A 19,301-nucleotide genomic window follows, 5' to 3' on the forward strand; every position below is an offset into this window, starting at 1 on the left:
ATCGCTGCGACCGTCCATGGCCTTTATAAAATGACCAGCAGGGAGACATGGCATGGATCGAAAAAATCTGGCGACCCTATGCATCTTCCTTTCCTGCAGCACCGCCTTTGCCGGAGAGATCGAGGACGCCACGTTCCACAGTGCCGCCCTCAACGCGCCCTTGCCCGTCAACATTTATCGACCGGATGGCACGCCGCCCGAAAACGGCTGGCCGGTGCTTTATCTCCTGCACGGCCATGATGGTGACCAGAACAGCTGGCGGGATCTCGGCAATATCGAAAAGACGCTGGACACGCTGATCGCCGCCGGCACCATTCGCCCGCTGGTGGTCGTCATGCCGGGCGTCAAGAACAGCTGGTACGTGGATTCCGCCGCTGTCGGCGGCCCCGGCGACTACGAGACGACCCTGACCGGCGATCTGCGCCACCAGATCGAGAAAACGCTGCCTGTGCGGAAAGATCGCGAAGGCCGCGCCATCGCCGGCCTCTCCATGGGCGGTTCCGGCGCCCTGCATCTCGCCTATGGCCATGAAGACCTCTATGGCGCCGTGGCCAGCCTGTCGGGCGCCATCTGGCAGAATGTTCCCGCCTCCGATCTCGACAAGACGCCTGCCGAATTAAAGCTCATTCAGGACAGCGCTTTTTTCCACCGGGTCGACCGCGCGACCGTCACCAGCGGCATCGTGCTGCCATCCACCGGCGATCATTTCTCCGGCGCCTTCGGCACCCCTTTCGACGCAAGACTGTTTAATGAAAAGAACGTCTTCACGCTCGTCGCGCAACACGTCGCCGAAAGCCAGGATTTGCCTGCCACCTATCTGACGGTCGGCGACGATGACGGCTTCTTCCTATGGCGCGGCGCCATCGCCCTGCACGAAACGCTTCAGGCCGACAAGCGTAAATCCGAATTGCGGATCACCGATGGCGATCATGTCTGGTCCGTCTGGAAGGTCTCGATCATTGATGCACTGAAGTTCATCGATGGCGAGTGGGACAAGACAACCGACGTCGCGAAGGATTGACCCGCCCGCTGGCGCTATCCAGCACGGCTTCCGGCCCGTTTCTTCCCGGCTTTCCCCGCCAGGTTCAATGCCACCGCTGCCCGGATCAGCGCAATCAGCGCCTCCTCGTCAATCTCATCACCCTCGTGAAAGTCGATCGCCCGCCGTGTATTGCCCTCAAGGCTCGAATTGAACAGGCCGGCAGGATCCGCCAGCGAGGCGCCCTTCGCGAATGTCATCTTCACGGCGTTCTTGTAGATCTCGCCGGTGGAGATGATGCCCGCATGCTCCCAGACCGGCACGCCGCGCCACTTCACCTCTTCCGTCACATCCGGATCGGCCTTCAAAATCAGTGCGCGGATATGTGCAAGCGTCTCGCCCCGCCAGTCCCCGAGCTCCGCTATCTTCCGGTCGATGAGAACCGACGGCGCGGTCTCCTCCGCATCTTTTTCCACCGTGTTTTTGACCATGACTTCCTCCAGATTTCGCCGCACCTGCGCTCCCGGCGCCAGCATAGACCAAATTTTCATTTCATCCCATGCGGAACCAAATTCGCGCTTCGCCGTTTCTTCACCGAACGCAAGGTTCAGCATACAAAGGGAAGAAACATCATGAAAATCAAGGTCATCGCTCTCGCTGCCGCAGCAGCGCTCTCCTCTTCCGTGGCTTTTGCCCAGACGGCCACCACGGCTCCTGCTGTCGGCGCTGACGCAACCTTGTCCGGTCCCGGCATCACTATGGGCACCAAGGCCACCGGCCCGCTGAAGTTCGTCAATGTCCAGAAAACCGACCTCACCGCCTCCCAGCTCGACGGTCTGGATATCTATAACGCCCAGAACGAAAATATCGGTGAAATCGAAGACGTCGTCATCGGCGACGGCAAGTCTGTGATCGGTCTGGTCGCCAGCGTCGGCGGTTTCCTCGGCATCGACAAGAGCTATGTGGTGCTCGACCCGGCTTCCGTCGCGGTTCATAACGACAACGGCACCTGGAAAGCCTATGTCGACACCACCAAGGAAGCGCTGCAAAACGCGCCCAAGCTCGACTACGACAAGCTTGACGACTGATTCCCCTGCAGTCGCAAGCTTGACCCCCGCGATCCGTCATCGCGGGGGTTTTTCTTGAGTGGGTTCAGCGGCGCAACCGTCAATCCTGCGCGCACGGCGCTTGCCTTGCCGCCCGCCTCTCGCCTATCTTCGGCGCGAAAGACACCAAGGATCGATGCGTGCCCGCCAAAAATCTCTCTTCCTTCGCCATCCTCACGGCCACAATATTGCTGAGCGCCGTTCCGTTGTCAGCACAGGCGGCCGACTGGAAACCCGCCGAGCAAATAAAAACCTATGCGATCAGCGGCGATACCGGCGGAGCACTTTACCAGTCCATCGGCGAGCGCGGCCCGACCGCAGGCGTGCAGGCCATTGCCCACACCACCTTCAAGCTGACATGGCGTCGGGATTATCGCCCGCAGCCGGATGGCGCCTGTGTGCTGGCGACGGCCCGGCCCAATCTCACCATCATCTATACCTGGCCGAAAGCGCCGGCCAAGTTACCGCAAGCTGTCGCCGCCAGCTGGAAAACCTTCATTTCCGGCGTGGAAACCCATGAACGTGTGCATGGCGAACACATTCTCGACATGGTGAGGAAGATCGAGGCCTTCAGCACTGGCCTCAGGGCGGAAAACGATCCGAACTGCCAGAAGGTTCGCGTTGTCCTGCAGCAGCGGCTGGGCGAGCTTTCCAACGAACAGCGCCTGCGTGGACGCGATTTCGACCGGGACGAGCTTTCCCCGGGTGGCCGGGTGCACCAGCTCATTCTCGCGCTGGTCAACGGTCCCTGACAGAGCAGCGAAGCGATTGAAGCGCGAAAGCTACTCCGCCGCCTCGCCTTTCAGCAATGGTTCGGCGAGCGTTATGCTCTCCAGCTCGTAGGAATAGCCTTCCAGCATCGTGTAGGCCTGCTCGATCGCCTCGATCTGTGCTTCCGCATTGCGGATGGCTTCGGCGATGGACTGGCTGCGGGCGCGCAGCATGGAACTGAGCACATCGGTCTCCGGCTTCCTGCCCAGCCGGTCCATATGTTTGCGGACCCGGGTGCGGTGGCGTTCCAGCTCGAGAATATGGAAGCGGCTTTTCAGAATATCGTCGGTCAGCTTGCGACGCATGGCGGCCACGGGGTCGAAGCTGCCGGGCTCGCGCTCGTCCAGAATGAATTCATTGACCAGCGTTTCGAGCATCAGCAGGCCCTTGAGATCCTTGGCATCGGCCAGCTGCGGATCGTAACCGGTATCGTCGAACACCTTTCGCCGCACCGGATCCTTCAAAAGCTCGTAGGCCGTCTGCAGGCGGGCGAACTGCTCACCATCGCCGCCGCTGTCGGGATGGGCGGCCTTGGCAACCTTCCGATAGGCCGACTTGATCGCCGCCTCGTCGGCATCGCGTTCCACGCCAAGCAAAACATAAGGATCGATCACAAAAACACCTTCAAACGCAAACTGTTACCCGCGCGCCTTACACCATCCCCGTACGGCGCACGGGCGGATCATAAGCCAAATCCACCCTCACGGCACCCCGACCCGGCGCTTAAACCCGCAACAGCCACACAAAAGCCTTGCGGCATGCGCCGTCACGACCGGCGGAAAAGCCCTTGATACCGAAATTTGTCGGACCCAAGGCGACTATAATCACGGGCGGGACAAAATTGTGGAAAGCGACGACGAAACATGATCCGCATCGCGTGCCATGCATATCGCAACCCATCGCGACATGCATGGCACGGGGCGTAACCGGCGTGTTTTCAGGGGGTTATGGTGGAACGTCGCCAACGGGTGTAAGCTTAACTTTTGGATCTGAAGGGAGGAATGATCCGATGCCGCAAACCATTACCCAGACCGTCACGGACTATGTGCATGCCATGGCCTATGCGGATGAAGGCCTGATGCGTGATGTTTTCGATCCGCGCGCCAATATCGTCGGGACTTTCGAGGGCGAGACCGAATGGCTGTCGCTCGAGGATTTCGTCGACCAGATGCGAAAAAGCGACCGCGGCCTGCCAGACCACGACCCCACCTTCGAAATCCTCGGCATCGACAAGGAAGGCGACAGCGCCTCGGTGAAACTGGAGACGCGTTTCGACGGCATGGATTTCTACGAATATCTGTCTTTGCTGGAACGCGACGGCAACTGGTCGATCGTGCACAAACTTTACCACATCAAGCCCTAGCCATTGAGGCAGGCGGCGACAGAATACTGATGGGGGAAGGCCAAGCCGTTGAAAATACTGGTGCCCCCGGCAGGGTTCGAACCCGCGACCCCCTGATTACAAATCAGGTGCTCTACCAACTGAGCTACAAGGGCAATCCAGTGCCTTGCCAACTATCAGATTCTGACTTCGTGTAAAGCGAAAATTGTCCGCATGCCATCGGTGGACATGTTTTCCACACCAAGCCCGCGGGACGGCTGGCATGGCCGCAATCGCAGCGAAAGGCCTGAAAAATAAGCGAAGTATTTACGTGCTGCGCCTAAAATAGCGATAACCCATAACCATCCCAGCGGGAATAACGCATCCGATGCGCGCAAGCATACAGAAAATACAGCTGACAGGCACGATCATCATCGCCGTGAGTTCCATCCTGCTGGCCACACTTGCCGCGCTGCCGAGCGTTTCCAACTATCTGCGTTATCGCAACAATGCCGAGCAGCTGAGCCGCTTCGAAACCGCTCTCCATTCCGCCTGGCTGGTATCGGCCGAACGCGGCCCTGCCAACAATCTGATGGGAGCATCTTCTGCGGATGCAAAGCTGGTGCAAGGGCTTGCTGCTGCACGCAAAGCGACGGACGACAGGCTGTCTCAGCTCGAAGCTGCCTTCGCCGTGGAGATGAGGGCTCAGCCCGAACTGGCGAAAGCGCTCGCCGAAACCCGCCGAAAATTGGCGCAATCGCGAGAGGCGGTGGATCAGGTGGCCGCACTTGCGCCCGATGCACGCAGCTACAGCGCCATGTCCAATGCCATTCAATTGATGTTCAAGGCGGCGGATAGCGTCAACCTGCTTCGCGGCAGGGCAGCGCGCGCCATCATCATGAAGACGCCTGATGTAGCGATCGACATCGCAATGACCGGCACGGCCGGCGTCATGCGGGACAGGATCGGCCGCCTTGGCTCTTACGTGGTCATGAGCCTGCAGGCAAACTCACAGGACAAATTAAGCTATCGCGCAAAATTCGACACCGAGATGCAGAGCCTCATGCTGCTGAAATCATCGCTGTGGAACTATACCGCCGCTTATCTGTCGACACCGCGCCTCGACAAGGCATTTCGCGATTTTGAAACATACTACTTCGGCCAGGCCCTTCGCTACGCGCAGAACACGATCGCGATCGTCATGCCATCCGCCCGTCCAAGCGTTCGTGGTTTCTCGGAAAATTACATTCTCGGCATGCGGTCATCGGATACGCTGCGTGACCTTATTCTCGCTGAAACCCGGGCAAGGATCGAAAAGAAGAAGCAGGAGGCGCTGATCTATGGCGGGGTTTCGCTGTTCATCGCCTGCATCGCGGTTTTGGTCCTGCTACGGCTCGCATCGGTCTACAGGACAGCGCTGTTCCAGCCCATGCAATCTGTCCGGGCGCAGATTGCCGCGATTGCCGATGGCGATCTCTCCGAAGCGAGCTATCAGGATAAAGTTGCACCCGAAGTGAAGAAGATGTTCCAGGAACTCGATTTCCTGCGCGAGCAGCTACGCCAGAAGGGGGAAATGGAGAACCAGCAGCGGGCGCTGGCCGAACAGTTGCGCACGCTTTCCGAAACCGACGCCCTGACCGGCGTATTCAACCGCCGCGCATTGGAAAAAGCCGTTCGCGCGATGCTGACCGGCGAAGACCAGTTTCAGGCTCTTGGCGTCATGATTGTTGACATCGATCATTTCAAATCCATCAACGACAGATATGGCCATGCCATGGGCGACCTCGCGCTGCAAAAGACTGCGGGGTTACTAAGGGGTGCTTTGCGCAAGCACGATATTCTGGCAAGGTATGGTGGCGAGGAATTCGTTGTCGTCCTGCAGGATGTCAGCCATGCCACGGCGACAGCCACCGCCGACCGGCTTCGCCGGCTGATCGAAGCCCAGATTGTCGATGAACAAAGCGGATTGTCGCTCACGGCAAGTTTCGGCGTTGTCTGGCAGGAAGCGCGCACGATCAACAGCTGGGACGAGCTGATCGCCATTGCCGACGACCGGCTTTACGAAGCCAAGCGCGCCGGCCGAAACAGGGTCTGGGCAACATACTTTCCGAAGGTCGCCAACGGCTAGCCGGCCGAGCCTCAGGCTAGATCAAATCCAGTGTCATCACCACCGGGCAATGGTCCGAGGCCTTGGGGCGGTCCCAGCCGGTGCGCGGATAACGCTCCACCTCCTGCCCCGGCGGAAACACGGTGCGATAAGGCTGGCCGGCGCGGATGATTTCGGGAACCCTTGTGGCGTTGATCTGCGCAAGATGCGGGGAAAGCCAGATATAATCGAGCTGGCACAGGTGTTGTTCCTGCGGCCCGCGGGAATGATAAAGCGTCCAGCGATCCATCACGTCGCGGCGCGACATCGGATTGGTCACAAACCCGTCAGCCGTGAAGATATCGAGCGCGCTCCTCGCCTCTTCGACGGGGTTGAAGCTGTAGCCATTGCGCCTGTCGCCGGAAATCACGACGCGCTCCTGATAATCGTTCATGTCGCCGCAGATAGCGAAATTCTTGTTGCGGGTATTGCCGGCGCCCCAGCGGTTTTCAATGATGCGACGAACCGCCATGGCCTCCGCCTCACGGATCGGCATGGTGGCGAGCCGGGCATCGACCGGATCGCGGGCATTGGTCATGGATTTGAAATGCGTGACGTAAAGCGTCAGCGGCTTGCCGCCGATCCTCAGATCGATTTCCAGACAATCCCGTTTGAAGATCTTGTCGTCGATCTGGTTTGTGGCGGCAAGTGCAGGATTGAAGAGATCGAGATTGCGATAGGTCAGCGCCGCATGGCTCTTGATATCGACCACCTCGATCCTGTCGCCGTCCCGCGTCTCCTCGCGCATGACAACTGCGACATCGATGCCGCGGCTGTCATTGCCCTCGACCAGATATTTCTGCAGGTAGCCATTGCCGACCATGCGATAGAGATAGCCATATTCGAAGGCCTGCAGCGCGGCCATGTTGTCCACTTCCTGAAGGCAGAGGATATCGGCATCCGCATCGGCGATGGCCAGCGCCGAAAGCTGGCGCGTATCGTCGGTGGAAGACACCATCCGCGCGCTTTCCAGCGCCTGATAGGTAGCCTCGTCCCTGATATCGAAAAGCTGGATCGCCCTGTCGCGCCGCGTCTGGTTGCGAAAGCCGGTGAAATCGAAACGGGTGAGGAGATTTTCGATATTGAAGGTGGCAAGCCGAAGCGACATGAATGATCCCTGTTTTGAATACCAAGATTAGCGATTCCAGACCCGTTTCGCCAGTGGAGTGTTCTCGCACGAGTGCGGCGCTGCCTACCTCTTTCCCATTGCTGAATTTCTCTCCGTCATACCGGCCCTGAGCCGGTATCCAGCCAGCCCAAGTCCTTGGGCTGAAAGGACTCTCTCGCCGCGCAGACGCGCGTCGGCTGGATTCCGGCTCAGGGCCGGAATGACGGGGAACCCAATAAAATAGGAGAAGCGAGATCTGCCGTATTATTGCATCGACAGGTCGCCCGTGACACCACCTCTAAAGCCGCCACGCCGCGCGAATGGCCACTGGCAGACGGTCCCCGACTGCAACCGCTTCGCGCGAATAGGCCCTCAGCACCTGCCCATCCGGCAGGTCGAGACGCAGGGCATAACGCTCGCCCTCATAAAGAACCGAGGTGACGGTGCAGGCGATGCCCTCCGCATCCCGCACCACATCCTGCGGCCGAACGAGAATATCCGCCTGCGGCGATCCGGTTCCGCTCTCCATCGCCGCCCGAAGTTCTGCCCAACCAAAGTCGCGCGAAGTCCCTTCCGGCACCGGCAATGTCACGATCGCCCCCTGCCCCACCAGCGAGCCGACCAGCCTGCCCTCGGGCCGCGCATAAAGCTCCGCTGGTTGCGCGACCTGCAACAGCTTGCCCTGCGACATCACGGCGACATCGGTTGCCAGCGCCATGGCTTCCGCCTGATCGTGGGTGACATAAATCATCGTCGCGCCGGAGCGGATGTGGAACTCGCGAAACGTCTCCTCCATCTCCTGCCGCAGATGCCGATCGAGATTGGCGAGCGGCTCATCGAGTAGCACCACGTCAGGCTCGGTAACAAGGCAGCGGGCGAGCGCCACGCGCTGCCGCTGGCCACCGGACAATTCGGCGGGACGGCGATCGGCGAAGCTCTCGAGGCGGACGGCGGCAAGCGCCTGGCGCACCTTCTCGCGATATTTCTCGCCCGAAATACCGCGCACCTTCAAGGGATAACCGGCATTGTCGGCAACCGACATATGAGGCCACAGCGCATAGGACTGGAACACCATCGCCATGTTGCGCCGCTCCGGCGGCACCATGCTGCCGGCATCGGCCAGCACCCGCTCACCGAGCAGGATGGAACCGTCGGTCGGCTGTTCAAAACCGGCGATCATGCGCAGCACCGTCGTCTTGCCGCAGCCGGAAGGCCCGAGCAAAGCGAGAAAACCGCCGTCACGTACCGTCAGCGACACATCGTCCACGGCTGGTTTCGAACCGGCACCGAAACTCTTCGACAGGCGGTTGAGGATCAGTTTCGCCAAGGGACCACTCCTTTCGGCAGATAGCGCCCCAGAATTTCCAGCAGAGCCATGAGGAAAATCACCATGATGACGACAAGCACCGAAAGTGCCGAGGCAAGATCGAAGCTGCCGCTGTCATCGAGATTGTAGATGAGCACGCCGAGCGTCTGGGTGCCGGCCGACCACAGCAGCGCCGAGACCGTCAGCTCATTGCAGGCGATCAGGAAAACGAGGATGACCGATGCCCCCGCCGCAGGCCCGACCAGCGGCAGGATGATATCCTTCAACCGTCGCCAGAAACCGGCGCCGGAGAGCCTTGCTGCCTCTTCCAGTGACGGATCGAATTGCAGGAAGGCGCTGACCATGGGTTTGAGGCTGACAGCGAAGAAGGAGGAGAAATAGGCGAGCAGAATGATCCAGATCGTGCCGTAAAGCGTGATGCCGACAAGCGGGATGGGAGCGGCGAAAAGCAGCACGAAGGAGACGGAAATCACCACCCCCGGCAGCGCATAGGGAATATCGACCAACGCCGAGAGCAGGAACATGAAACGGCTCTTGCCGCGCACTAGAAAATAGGCCGTGAGCACCGTCACCGCCAGCAGGGAAAGCGAGGTGGCCGTCGCCAAAAATAGCGAATTGCGGAAGGCGGTACGCGTCACGCTCTGGCGGTAAAGCAATTCTTCATAGGCATGCAGCGTCGCGGTCTTGAGGTTGAGCGGCACGCCATAGGCGGGCGCGAGCGAGCTTGCCACCAGCGCCGTCAGCGGCGCCACAAGCATGAAGAACAGCACGAGCCACAGGGCAAGCTCCGCCGGTACCCGCCACAGCCCAAGCCGGAAGGTCGCCGCCTTGCCGGAAAGACCGATGATGCGATAGTCCCTGCCCTTCATCGCCCGTTCCTGAAGCGCAAGCCCGGCCACGGAGATGATGGCGATCATGGTGGAGAGAATGGCGATATCGCCGAATGTGCTGGTGCCGAAACTGGCAAAACGACTGTAGATGAGCGTCGGCAGGGTGAAGATCGAGGCGGGAATGCCGAGGATCGCCGGAATGCCGAAATTGCCGACACTGGAGACGAAGGAGATCGCCGCCCCGGCGATCAATCCCGGCGTCGACAGCGGCAGGATGATATCGAACAGCACGCGGCGCGGTGAAGCGCCGGAGAGCTTGGCGGCCTCGATGCCATCCTGCGGCAAGGCCAGCAGACCGGCGCGCAGCGACAGATAGACGAGCGGTGCATGTTGCACGCCGAGCAGAAGCGCGATGCCCGCAATCGAATAAAGCGGCTGCGGCGATCCCATCGGCGGCGCAAGGCCGAAGGCCTTCAACAGCGTGCTCGAAGGACCGGTCATGCCGATCCACGACAGCGCCGTCACCTGCGGCGGGATCATCATCGGCAGCATGAACAGGAAACTCAGGATCGACTTGCCGCGGATGTCGCAGAGCGTCAGCGCAAGTGCGAAAGCGCCGCCGATCAAAAGCGAAATCAGCATGCCGAAAAACGAGGTGGAGAGCGTGTTCAACGCCGCATCCCAAAGGGCGGGATCGGCGAGAAGTCGCCATATGTCACCATTAAGTGACGATATGATACCGGTATAGGCGAGCCGCCCTAGCGGCAGGGCGCTGAGCGCAAAAACAACGCTGACCACAAAAGGAAACAGCCAGCGCGGCTGGCTGCTTCCATAGGCATTGGAACGGGTCATTCCGCTTTATCAGCCCTTGGAGCCGAAAATATCGGAGAAGGTCTTCAGGTCCTGTTCGGAGTTCTTCAGCGCATCAGCAGCGCTGAGCGGCAGAACCTTGATCTTGTCGCGGGCCGGGAAGCCTTCCGGCATGCCGGCATCGGCACGAACAGGGATGTAGCCGAGCTTGACGAAGCCCTGCTGGCCTTTTTCCGAAAGCACGTAGTCAACGAACTTCTTGGCGGCTTCCTCGTGCTTGGTGCCCTTGATGATCGCGACCGGCTCGGTGACGGCCGAAACACCCTCTTCCGGGAAAACGAACTCGACCGGCGCGCCCTTGGCCTTTTCGCGGATCGGCATGTAATCGACGACCACGCCATAGGCCTTTTCGCCCGATGCAACGGACTTCAGAACCGCGCCGTTGCCGCCGCCGGCAATGGCGTCATTGGCCTTCAGCTGCTTGTAATAGTCCCAGCCGAGACCATCGGCAGCAGCAAGCGTCTGCGCATGGATCAGCGCCGCACCCGAGGTCAGCGGGCTCGGCATGGTCACGAGACCCTTGGCTTCAGCCTTGGCCAGATCCTTCCAGCTCGTCGGCTTCATCGCGGCAGCGGTGTTGTACATGATGCCCGTCGTGATGAGCTTGGTGGAGTAATAGAAGCCGTCCGCATCATAAAGCGAAGCATCGATGTTCTTGGCTTCGGCAGACTTGTGGGCCAGCAACTGGCCAGCCTGCTTCATGCGCTCGAGCATCACGGTGTCGGCAATCAACAGCACGTCGGCAACCGGATTGCCGGCGCTGATCTCGGCCATCAGCTTGGCCATGATCTTCGGCGTTCCGTCACGCACCCATTCGACTTCAAGACCGGGATTGGCGGCCTTGAAACCATCAACGGTCGCCTGCGCGTCCTCGTTCGGCTGGCTGGTATAGAGCACCAGATCGGCGGCATTGGCAGCGGTGGCGATGAAGCCGAGCGATACGATGGCGGTGAAAGCGGAGAGCAGCGTTTTCATGGGTCCAGTCCCTGTTGTTTGGTGGGACCGCTAAAACATGATTGCATAACATGTATGTGACAGGCAGGATTTTTGGGAGTGGGATCTGTTGGCGCCATCGTGGTGAGGAGTAACAATGCCCCTTATCAATCGCGGCTTACCCCCCTCTGCCCTGCCGGGCATCTCCCCCTCAAGGGGGGAGATCGGCAAAAGGCGCTGACACCCCTTCATTTTCAACTGTTGAGATAGGCGATACCTTAACCGCGAGTCGATCTCCCCCCTTGAGGGGGAGATGTCCGGCAGGACAGAGGGGGGTAAGCCGCACCCTCCACCGCTGCCGAGAACCGCCGCCCTCAAATCGCCGGCAGCGCCTCGCCCGTTTCCGCCTGCGCCGTTGCGATCAACCGGCCAAGCCGCTTCATGCCCTCCTCGATCATCGCCTCGTTGGCGCAGGAGAAGCTGATGCGCAGCGTATTCGTGCCGGAGCCATCCGCAAAGAAGGCACGGCCGGGAACGAAGGCGACCTTTTCCGTGGCGATGGATTTCGCCAGCAGAGCTGCGCCGTCCATCCCCTCAGGCAGCGTCACCCAGATGAACATGCCACCTTCCGGCTTCGTCCAGCGCGTACTCTTCGGCATGTATCTGTCGAGCGCGGCCAGCATCGCGTCGCGGCGGGCGCTGTAAGCGGCCTTGATCTTGGCGACTTGCTTGTCGAAACCGCGCGAGGCGACACGTTCGATGGCGATCTGGTTGATGGTGGAGGAATGCAGGTCAGCGGCCTGCTTCATCAGCACCAGCTTGCGGATGACAGGGGCAGAAGCGACGATGTAACCGACGCGAAGGCCAGGTGCGAGCGTCTTCGAAAAGCTGCCGCAATAGATGGTACGGGTGTTCTCGATGCCGCCCGAGCGGGCGATGTCGAGCGCCATGATCGGCGGAACAGCCTCGCCATCGTAACGCAGCGACTGATAGGCGGCGTCTTCGATGACGGCGATATCGAGTTCATCGGCCAGCGCCAGAACCTTTTCACGGCCGGCGAGATCGACAGTTTCGCCGGTCGGATTGGAGAAATCGGCCGAGAGATAAGCGAACTTCACCGCACCGCCGAGCTTGGCGGCATTCTCACGGTAGGTCTCGGGCGTGCGGTTGCCGCCGGGGTTCAGCTGGTCGTAATTCGGCTCATAGGCGTTGAAGGCAGAAAGCGCGCCGAGATAGGTCGGCCAGGTGACCAGCGCCGTATCCTTCGGCGACAGGAACAGCTTGCCGAGATAATCGAGACCCTGCTGCGAACCGGAAACGATGAAGACGTTATCGGCGGTGCAGTCGATGCCGATTTCGGCCATTTCGCCTGCCAGCCATTCGCGCAGCGGCTTGTAACCTTCGCTCACCGAATATTGCAGCGCCGAGTTTACCTGCGAACCCGAAAAAATTTCCGCATAAGCCTGCTGGAATTCCTCTGCGGGGAAAAGAGCCGGGTCCGGAATACCACCGGCAAAGGAGATGATATCGGGCTGCTCGAGCAGCTTCAGCAACTCACGGATTTCGGACGCTTTCATGCGCGAAGAGCGCGTGGCGAAAATTTGTTCCCAATTGAGCATGGGTACGTTTCCTCTTGTGTCGTTTTTATGCGTGCATCTTTACAGAAATGTCGATACGTCAGCAATACTGACTTATCAGTTTTTCGAATTATTTCTGCCTCCCTGCACCTTGCCCGCAACCGACCTGCCTTAAGGCCCGATTTTGCGGACAAAGCCAAATACACCCTTGCGCAAAGCTTCACAATCACACCTTTGCGATTGACGCGGCATGGTTTTCCAGCTGGATTGCGCGCGCGCCGCAACGCGGCCAAAGCATCATGGGAGTTTGACGACATGCTGAAAAATATCGACCCGGCGCTGAATGCCGATGTCCTGCACGCGCTGCGCGCCATGGGTCACGGCGATACGCTGGTAATCTCCGACACCAACTTCCCCTCCGATTCGGTTGCCCGCCACACCACCGTCGGCAAGGTGCTGCATATCGACAACGTCTCCGCAGCCCGCGCCATGAAGGCGATCCTCTCCGTCCTGCCGCTCGACACGCCGCTGCAGCCTTCCGTCGGCCGCATGGAAGTGATGGGCGCGCCGGATCAGCTGGAGCCAGTACAGGTGGAAGTGCAAAAGGAAATCGACGCCGCGGAGGGAAAATCCGCGCCCATGTACGGCATTGAGCGCTTCGCCTTCTACGAGCAGGCAAAAAAAGCCTATTGCGTCATCAGCACGGGCGAAACCCGATTTTATGGCTGCTTCCTTCTGACGAAGGGTGTCATTCCACCGGCGAAGTAAGGCCAAAAACGGGAAAATTGCGCCGGCCGCCCACCTTCATGACAATTTCAAGTTGTTATGGCAAAAACTTCCACTAGGCTTGAAAAACCAACCGGAGGTGTGCGGATCATGACCCAATATGTCCTGGCGTTCTGGAATGTCGAAAACCTGTTTGCGCCGGAGGGTTATCCGGCGCGAGAGCCGTGGATTGCCGAGCGGCTGAAGAACGATCTGAAAGGCTGGACCGAGGACCTGTTCAAAACCAAGGTCAAACAGCTCGGTCTGATCATAAGCCAGATCGGCGGCGCGGGACCGGATCTGCTCGGTGTCTGCGAAGTCGAGAACCGTTTCGTTCTGGAGACGCTGGCGGAACATCTGAACGACCTCATGCCCGCGCGCTCCTACCGGGTCGTGCATGCCGATTCCAGCAAGGATCAGCGCGGCATCGATACCGCCTTCATCTATGACAGCAAAAAGCTGCTGATCAACGAGAACGAGATTTTCAGCCATTTCGTGATGCGCCGCACCGGCACGCGCGACATTACCCAATGCACCTTCATCACCAAGGGCGGCCGCCAGCTTATCGCGCTCTCCAATCACTGGCCGTCGCGCTCGGGCGGCGCGGTGGAAAGCGCCGGTTTTCGCATGACGGCCGGCGAAACGCTGGGCTACTGGCACCAGCGTATCAGGGAAGAGAAAGGCAACGACATTGCCGTCGTCGCCTTCGGCGACTTCAACGACGATCCTTCCGATGCCTCGCTGCGCTACCACGCCAATTCCACCCGCGAGCGCGACGATGTCGAGAACTCGCAATCGGCCATGTTCTACAATCTCACCTGGAATTACCTGCGCCAGCCGGTGGTCGATTCCGTCGGCACGGCAAGAACGATCTACGGCACGCTCTATTTCAACGGCGATGCCAATATCTTCGATCAGATCCTCGTTTCCCGATCGCTTCTGACCGGTAGCAGCGGCTTCAAGGCGCGTGAGGAAACGGCAAAAATCGAAGCCATTGCCGCCATGGTCAGCCATAGCAAGAACGAGGGGCCGATCCGCTTCGGCCTGTCGAAAGGCGATGCGGTCAAAAACGTCAATCTCGGTGGCTTTTCCGATCACTTCCCGGTTTCGGTGGTTATCGAAGAAGAAGAAGAAGAAGAAGAAGAAGACGCCATCGTGTGATCGAGCACCAGGCACAATGCAAAAAAGGCCGGAGCTTTCGCCCCGGCCTTGCAATCTTCTACAAGCAATGAAGCTTAGTTGACGGCCTTGTCGACCAGCTTGTTCTTGCCGATCCAGGGCATCATGCCGCGCAGCTTGGCGCCGACTTCTTCGATCTGGTGGGAGTCGTTATTGCGACGGATACCCTTGAAGCGAGCGCCGCCGGCCTTCCATTCCTGCATCCACTCGGAGGTGAACTTGCCGGTCTGGATGTCGTGCAGAACGCGCTTCATTTCAGCCTTGGTGTCGGCGGTGATGATGCGCGGACCGGTGACGTATTCGCCCCACTCGGCCGTGTTGGAGATCGAGTAGTTCATGTTGGCGATGCCGCCTTCATAGATCAGGTCGACGATCAGCTTCACTTCGTGCAGGCACTCGAAATAGGCCATTTCCGGTGCGTAACCGGCTTCGACCAGCGTTTCGAAACCGGCGCGGATGAGTTCGACGAGACCGCCGCACAGAACGACCTGTTCGCCGAAGAGGTCGGTTTCGCACTCTTCCTTGAAGTTGGTTTCGATGATGCCCGAACGGCCGCCGCCAACCCCGCAGGCGTAGGAGAGAGCGAGTTCAAGCGCGTTGCCGGAAGCGTTCTGGTGAACGGCAACGAGGCAGGGAACGCCGCCACCCTTCTGGTATTCGCCGCGAACCGTGTGGCCGGGGCCCTTCGGTGCGATCATGACGACGTCGAGCGATGCCTTCGGCTCGATGAGGCCGAAGTGAACGTTGAGGCCGTGTGCGAAAGCGATAGCAGCGCCATCACGGATGTTGCCGGCAATGTCGGCCTTGTAGATGTCGGCCTGGAGTTCGTCCGGCGTCGCCATCATCAGAAGGTCGCCCCACTTGGCGGCTTCGGCAACGGTCATGACCTTGAAGCCGTCGGCTTCGGCCTTCTTGACGGTCGGCGAACCGGCCTTCAGGGCGATGACGACGTTCTTGGCGCCGGAATCCTTGAGGTTCAGCGCATGGGCGCGGCCCTGGGAACCGTAGCCGACAACGACGACATTCTTGGACTTGATGAGATTGAGATCGGCATCACGATCATAATAAACGCGCATTTTATGGTCCTTCCCTAATGCTTGTCTCTCAGTTGTCTGAACCGGAATGTCAGGCGGGTTTGCCGCTGAGTTCCGAATGTACCTTTTCCGTGCCGTAGAGGGTCAGAAAGGCGACGACCGCCTTCTTCGCCCGGGTGGAAAAATCCTTGTCCGGCGCCTCGCCCAAAAGCATGCGCACATGCAGATCCGAAACGATGAGGCCGTAAAAACTGCGATATGCCTCCTCGGCATCATCGAAACGCAGATAGCCGGAGCGGCGACCCGCCTCGATCAGCCCACGCGCCCGCCGGTCGATCTGGCGACGGCCGCGTTCCAGCAGCAGATCGCCGAGCTTCGAACCATCGCGGCTCGCCTGCCCTATCGCCAGACGGTTAAGCGCCAGTGACACGTCACCCGCCAGCACATCCAGCAGATCATGCGCAAAAACCTCGAGGTGGTCAGCAAGCTGCGGTGCTGAAACGCGGTCGCCCGCCTTCTCGAAGGTGCGGACTTTGCTCTGCTGAAAGGTGATCATCGCCGCCAGCAGGCCGTCCCGGTCGCCGAACCACTTATAGAGGCTTTCCTTGGAACAGTTGGCGGCGCGCGCCAGCCCCGATGTGGTGAGCGCTTTCTCGCCGCCCTCAACCAATAGACGCAACGCCTGATCCAGAACGGCGTTCTGGCGCGGCGAAAATTCCTGCGCTGTGATCGGGTCGGAAGCCAAGTCTTTCCACTCCAGGGCTCGATTAATGTACCGTACGGTACGGTTCGAGCGCCATTTAAGCGGAGGCAGCGTTGGGGTCAAGCGGATTCTTCGGGGGAGGACGAGAATTGACGCGGTGCGGTGCAGCGTGAATGCCGGCTTGGGGAGCTTTATCAGGAGGTTTTGTGTTGGTGGCGGATTGATGGTGGGTGGGGCTTTACCCCTCTCTGCCCTGCCGGGCATCTCCCCCTCAAGGGGGGAGATCGGCAGGAGGCCCTAACATCGCTCCATTCGCAAACGCTGAGATGGGCGAGACTCCACCGCGAGTCGATCTCCCCCCTTGAGGGGGAGATGCCCGGCAGGGCAGAGGGGGGTAAGCCACACCCGCCATCGATCCACTAACCGACGCACAACCTTCCCAACTACCCAGCCGCACTGATCTCCCGCGATGCATCGATATCCCGCGACGGCGATAACCCGTAGAAACGGCTATATTCACGACTGAACTGCGACGGGCTCTGGTAACCGACGCGGTGGCCGGCGGTGCCTGCATCCAGCCGCTCCAGCAGCATCAGCCGCCGCGCTTCGTGCAGCCGCAGCTGCTTCTGGTACTGAACCGGCGTCATGGCCGTGATCGTCTTGAAGTGATGATGGAAGGACGAGACGCTCATGCCGATATGATCGGCCAGATCCTCGATACGCAGCTGGCGTGCGAAATTCTCGCGCAGCCAGGCAATGGCGCGGGCGATGCGGTTGCCATGGCTGCCGGCCGCGATGATGTTCATAAGCTGCCCGCCGGCCGGTCCGGTCAGAATACGGTAGAGGATTTCCTGCTCGATCAGCGGCGCCATGGCCGCAATGTCCGCAGGACGGTCGAGCAGGCGCAACAGGCGAATGGCCGCGTCGAGAAGTTCCGGCGTGGCAGTATTGACGACGATGCCGCGCTGCGCATTCGCCGGCTCCGCAGGCGGATCGATGGGCACGCGCCGCATGAGATCGAGCAGTTTTTCGCTGTCGATAGCAAGTGCAATGCAGAAATGCGGAACCTCCCTGCTCGCCTCCACCACCCGCCACGCTACCGGCAGATCAAGCGAGGTCAGGAGATAATCGCCGGCGCCGTAATTGATGGTATCGGTTCCCAGCTGAACGCTTTTCGAGCCCTGGATCACCATGGCGAGACAGGGGCGATAGCTGCCGTGGCATGGGGCGCTGGGCGTCGTGCGGCGGCTGATGCCGAGAGAGTCGATTGCCGTCTGCACCTCGCCGTCCTCGGCGGTATGCCGCGCGGCAATGGAGGCGATCTCCTGATAGACATTGAACGGCAAGGACATGGGGGAAATCCCTTAACTGAAAGCAGAGATGCGGCTGATGCCTTTTATCTAGAAAGCCGCGCGGCCCGCGCAAAGAGTGCCCCACCATATTTTTGCAGGATCGTGCAAAAAGCTCGGAGGATCGCTCTAACGCCGCGTCCCGCTTCCATCGCATATTCCGTCGTCCCCAACTCCCGAAAGGATATTCAGATGGCTATTGCTAGAGGTTACGCTGCGACCGATGCGTCGAAGCCGCTTACCCCGTTCACCTTCGAACGCCGCGAGCCGAATGATGACGACGTCGTCATCGACATCAAATATGCCGGCATCTGCCACTCGGACATCCACACCGTCCGCAACGAATGGAAGAACGCCGTCTACCCGATCGTTCCCGGCCATGAAATCGCCGGTGTCGTGAAAGCCGTCGGTTCCAAGGTCACGAAGTTCAAGGTCGGCGACCATGTCGGCGTCGGCTGCTTCGTCGATTCCTGCATCGGCTGCGCCACCCGCGATCTCGACAACGAGCACTACATGCCCGGCCTCGTCCAGACCTATAATGACGTCGACCCCTTCACGAAGACCGCGACCCATGGCGGTTACTCCGACTCGATCGTCGTCAAGGAAGGTTACGTCCTGTCGATCCCGGACAACCTGCCGCTCGATGCTTCCGCACCGCTGCTGTGCGCCGGCATCACGCTCTATTCGCCGCTGCGCCGCTGGAATGCCGGTCCCGGCCAGAAGGTCGCGATTGTCGGCATGGGTGGCCTCGGCCATATGGGCGTCAAGCTCGGCGCGGCCATGGGCGCGGATATCACCGTTCTTTCCCAGACCCTGTCGAAAAAGGAAGACGGCCTGAAGCTCGGCGCGAAGGACTATTACGCCACCAGCGACGCCTCGACCTTCGAGAAGCTGGCCGGCACCTTCGACCTCATCATCTGCACGGCCGGCGTCGCCATCGACTGGAACGCCTATCTCGGCCTCCTGAAGCCCAAGGGCAGCATGGTTGTCGTCGGTGCGCCGGAACATGCAATCCCGGTGCACGCCTTCTCGCTCATCATCGGCGCGAAGAACCTGTCCGGCTCGATGATCGGCTCGATCAAGGAAACCCAGGACATGCTGGATTTCTGCGGCGAGCACAACATCGTCTCGGAAATCGAGACGATCAACATCCAGGACGTCAACGAAGCCTATGAGCGGGTACTGAAGAGCGACGTACGTTACCGCTTCGTCATCGACATGGCGTCGCTCGACACTTGATCCCTGGATTGGGTACACACGCCACATCCGCACGCCGTCACCCCGGACTAGATCCGGGGTCCAG

At 60.0% G+C, this 19,301-nt stretch carries 18 protein-coding genes and 1 tRNA gene; 8 read left to right on the forward strand and 11 right to left on the reverse strand.

Annotated features, from left to right (window positions below; all coding sequences use genetic code 11):
• Nucleotides 1–52: 52 nt before the first annotated feature.
• On the forward strand, nt 53–1,021 hold the full coding sequence (locus AC1ROR_RS07475; protein ID WP_498589017.1) for an alpha/beta hydrolase: 969 nt from the start codon (nt 53–55) through the stop codon (nt 1,019–1,021).
• A gap of 14 nt (nt 1,022–1,035) precedes the next feature.
• Here the strand turns inward: AC1ROR_RS07475 and AC1ROR_RS07480 are convergent, their stop codons facing one another.
• A complete protein-coding gene (locus AC1ROR_RS07480) occupies nt 1,036–1,470 on the reverse strand; it encodes a DUF1801 domain-containing protein (protein ID WP_498589187.1) in 435 nt (144 codons plus the stop codon).
• Between the two features lie 141 nt (nt 1,471–1,611).
• On the opposite strand from AC1ROR_RS07480, the gene AC1ROR_RS07485 reads away from it, so the two are divergent.
• Complete coding sequence (locus AC1ROR_RS07485; protein ID WP_035223988.1) at nt 1,612–2,067, forward strand: PRC-barrel domain-containing protein; 456 nt, start codon at nt 1,612–1,614, stop codon at nt 2,065–2,067.
• A 158-nt stretch (nt 2,068–2,225) separates the two neighbouring features.
• The gene (locus AC1ROR_RS07490; protein WP_498589018.1) at nt 2,226–2,837 is read left to right on the forward strand and encodes a DUF922 domain-containing Zn-dependent protease; all 612 of its coding nucleotides are present in this window, start codon (nt 2,226–2,228) and stop codon (nt 2,835–2,837) included.
• A gap of 30 nt (nt 2,838–2,867) precedes the next feature.
• Here AC1ROR_RS07490 and AC1ROR_RS07495 read toward each other — a convergent pair whose 3' ends face one another.
• Nucleotides 2,868–3,470 carry a J domain-containing protein gene (locus AC1ROR_RS07495; RefSeq protein WP_035223985.1) on the reverse strand — a complete coding sequence of 201 codons (603 nt, stop codon included), beginning with the start codon at nt 3,468–3,470 and terminating at the stop codon, nt 2,868–2,870.
• Nucleotides 3,471–3,865: 395 nt separating this feature from the next.
• On the opposite strand from AC1ROR_RS07495, the gene AC1ROR_RS07500 reads away from it, so the two are divergent.
• Nucleotides 3,866–4,219: a nuclear transport factor 2 family protein gene (locus AC1ROR_RS07500; protein WP_035223983.1), complete on the forward strand. Its 354-nt coding sequence runs from the start codon at nt 3,866–3,868 to the stop codon at nt 4,217–4,219.
• A gap of 58 nt (nt 4,220–4,277) precedes the next feature.
• On the opposite strand, the gene AC1ROR_RS07505 is transcribed toward AC1ROR_RS07500, so the two are convergent.
• Nucleotides 4,278–4,353, reverse strand: a tRNA-Thr gene (locus AC1ROR_RS07505).
• 212 nt (nt 4,354–4,565) lie between these two features.
• Between AC1ROR_RS07505 and AC1ROR_RS07510 the strand changes: the two genes are divergently transcribed.
• Nucleotides 4,566–6,305 carry a GGDEF domain-containing protein gene (locus AC1ROR_RS07510; protein ID WP_498589019.1) on the forward strand — a complete coding sequence of 580 codons (1,740 nt, stop codon included), beginning with the start codon at nt 4,566–4,568 and terminating at the stop codon, nt 6,303–6,305.
• A 16-nt stretch (nt 6,306–6,321) separates the two neighbouring features.
• Here AC1ROR_RS07510 and AC1ROR_RS07515 read toward each other — a convergent pair whose 3' ends face one another.
• The 5 genes from AC1ROR_RS07515 to AC1ROR_RS07535 all read right to left on the reverse strand — a co-directional run bounded on the left by AC1ROR_RS07515 (nt 6,322) and on the right by AC1ROR_RS07535 (nt 13,010).
• Nucleotides 6,322–7,431: an endonuclease/exonuclease/phosphatase family protein gene (locus AC1ROR_RS07515; RefSeq protein ID WP_498589020.1), complete on the reverse strand. Its 1,110-nt coding sequence runs from the start codon at nt 7,429–7,431 to the stop codon at nt 6,322–6,324.
• A 298-nt stretch (nt 7,432–7,729) separates the two neighbouring features.
• Nucleotides 7,730–8,758, reverse strand: a complete 1,029-nt coding sequence (locus AC1ROR_RS07520) for an ABC transporter ATP-binding protein (protein ID WP_498589021.1) — start codon at nt 8,756–8,758, stop codon at nt 7,730–7,732.
• Nucleotides 8,746–10,440 (reverse strand): ABC transporter permease, encoded by a 1,695-nt coding sequence (locus AC1ROR_RS07525; RefSeq protein ID WP_498589022.1) that lies wholly within the window; start codon nt 10,438–10,440, stop codon nt 8,746–8,748. The genes AC1ROR_RS07520 and AC1ROR_RS07525 overlap by 13 nt, the downstream gene beginning before the upstream one ends.
• Nucleotides 10,441–10,449: 9 nt before the next feature.
• Nucleotides 10,450–11,433, reverse strand: coding sequence for an ABC transporter substrate-binding protein (locus tag AC1ROR_RS07530; protein ID WP_498589023.1), 984 nt, complete (start codon nt 11,431–11,433; stop codon nt 10,450–10,452).
• Between the two features lie 332 nt (nt 11,434–11,765).
• A complete protein-coding gene (locus AC1ROR_RS07535; protein ID WP_498589024.1) occupies nt 11,766–13,010 on the reverse strand; it encodes an aminotransferase-like domain-containing protein in 1,245 nt (414 codons plus the stop codon).
• 273 nt (nt 13,011–13,283) lie between these two features.
• Between AC1ROR_RS07535 and AC1ROR_RS07540 the strand changes: the two genes are divergently transcribed.
• Both AC1ROR_RS07540 and AC1ROR_RS07545 read left to right on the forward strand, forming a co-directional pair.
• A complete protein-coding gene (locus tag AC1ROR_RS07540) occupies nt 13,284–13,736 on the forward strand; it encodes an RbsD/FucU family protein (RefSeq protein WP_080836733.1) in 453 nt (150 codons plus the stop codon).
• Nucleotides 13,737–13,844: 108 nt separating this feature from the next.
• Nucleotides 13,845–14,894 carry an endonuclease/exonuclease/phosphatase family protein gene (locus tag AC1ROR_RS07545; protein ID WP_498589025.1) on the forward strand — a complete coding sequence of 350 codons (1,050 nt, stop codon included), beginning with the start codon at nt 13,845–13,847 and terminating at the stop codon, nt 14,892–14,894.
• 74 nt (nt 14,895–14,968) lie between these two features.
• Here the strand turns inward: AC1ROR_RS07545 and ilvC are convergent, their stop codons facing one another.
• The 3 genes from ilvC to AC1ROR_RS07560 all read right to left on the reverse strand — a co-directional run bounded on the left by ilvC (nt 14,969) and on the right by AC1ROR_RS07560 (nt 18,001).
• Complete coding sequence (gene ilvC / locus AC1ROR_RS07550) at nt 14,969–15,988, reverse strand: ketol-acid reductoisomerase (RefSeq protein ID WP_003495030.1); 1,020 nt, start codon at nt 15,986–15,988, stop codon at nt 14,969–14,971.
• A gap of 49 nt (nt 15,989–16,037) precedes the next feature.
• Entirely contained in the window at nt 16,038–16,691 is a 654-nt protein-coding gene (locus AC1ROR_RS07555; protein ID WP_498589026.1) for a TetR/AcrR family transcriptional regulator, read from the reverse strand.
• Between the two features lie 401 nt (nt 16,692–17,092).
• Nucleotides 17,093–18,001 carry an AraC family transcriptional regulator gene (locus AC1ROR_RS07560; protein WP_080835069.1) on the reverse strand — a complete coding sequence of 303 codons (909 nt, stop codon included), beginning with the start codon at nt 17,999–18,001 and terminating at the stop codon, nt 17,093–17,095.
• A gap of 189 nt (nt 18,002–18,190) precedes the next feature.
• Here AC1ROR_RS07560 and AC1ROR_RS07565 point away from each other — a divergent pair, with 189 nt between their 5' ends.
• Nucleotides 18,191–19,237 (forward strand): NAD(P)-dependent alcohol dehydrogenase, encoded by a 1,047-nt coding sequence (locus tag AC1ROR_RS07565; protein WP_498589027.1) that lies wholly within the window; start codon nt 18,191–18,193, stop codon nt 19,235–19,237.
• Nucleotides 19,238–19,301: the final 64 nt, after the last annotated feature.

The organism is Agrobacterium sp. GW821-FHT14E08 (assembly GCF_058803865.1).

Excerpts from the sequence above, each read along its gene's own strand:
- AC1ROR_RS07475 (WP_498589017.1), top strand. The coding sequence starts at position 53 with ATGGATCGAAAAAATCTGGCGACCCTATGCATCTTCCTTTCCTGCAGC.
- AC1ROR_RS07480 (WP_498589187.1), bottom strand. The coding sequence starts at position 1,470 with ATGGTCAAAAACACGGTGGAAAAAGATGCGGAGGAGACCGCGCCGTCG.
- AC1ROR_RS07485 (WP_035223988.1), top strand. The coding sequence starts at position 1,612 with ATGAAAATCAAGGTCATCGCTCTCGCTGCCGCAGCAGCGCTCTCCTCT.
- AC1ROR_RS07500 (WP_035223983.1), top strand. The coding sequence starts at position 3,866 with ATGCCGCAAACCATTACCCAGACCGTCACGGACTATGTGCATGCCATG.
- AC1ROR_RS07510 (WP_498589019.1), top strand. The coding sequence starts at position 4,566 with ATGCGCGCAAGCATACAGAAAATACAGCTGACAGGCACGATCATCATC.
- AC1ROR_RS07515 (WP_498589020.1), bottom strand. The coding sequence starts at position 7,431 with ATGTCGCTTCGGCTTGCCACCTTCAATATCGAAAATCTCCTCACCCGT.
- AC1ROR_RS07525 (WP_498589022.1), bottom strand. The coding sequence starts at position 10,440 with ATGACCCGTTCCAATGCCTATGGAAGCAGCCAGCCGCGCTGGCTGTTT.
- AC1ROR_RS07530 (WP_498589023.1), bottom strand. The coding sequence starts at position 11,433 with ATGAAAACGCTGCTCTCCGCTTTCACCGCCATCGTATCGCTCGGCTTC.
- AC1ROR_RS07535 (WP_498589024.1), bottom strand. The coding sequence starts at position 13,010 with ATGCTCAATTGGGAACAAATTTTCGCCACGCGCTCTTCGCGCATGAAA.
- AC1ROR_RS07540 (WP_080836733.1), top strand. The coding sequence starts at position 13,284 with ATGCTGAAAAATATCGACCCGGCGCTGAATGCCGATGTCCTGCACGCG.
- AC1ROR_RS07545 (WP_498589025.1), top strand. The coding sequence starts at position 13,845 with ATGACCCAATATGTCCTGGCGTTCTGGAATGTCGAAAACCTGTTTGCG.
- ilvC (WP_003495030.1), bottom strand. The coding sequence starts at position 15,988 with ATGCGCGTTTATTATGATCGTGATGCCGATCTCAATCTCATCAAGTCC.
- AC1ROR_RS07560 (WP_080835069.1), bottom strand. The coding sequence starts at position 18,001 with ATGTCCTTGCCGTTCAATGTCTATCAGGAGATCGCCTCCATTGCCGCG.
- AC1ROR_RS07565 (WP_498589027.1), top strand. The coding sequence starts at position 18,191 with ATGGCTATTGCTAGAGGTTACGCTGCGACCGATGCGTCGAAGCCGCTT.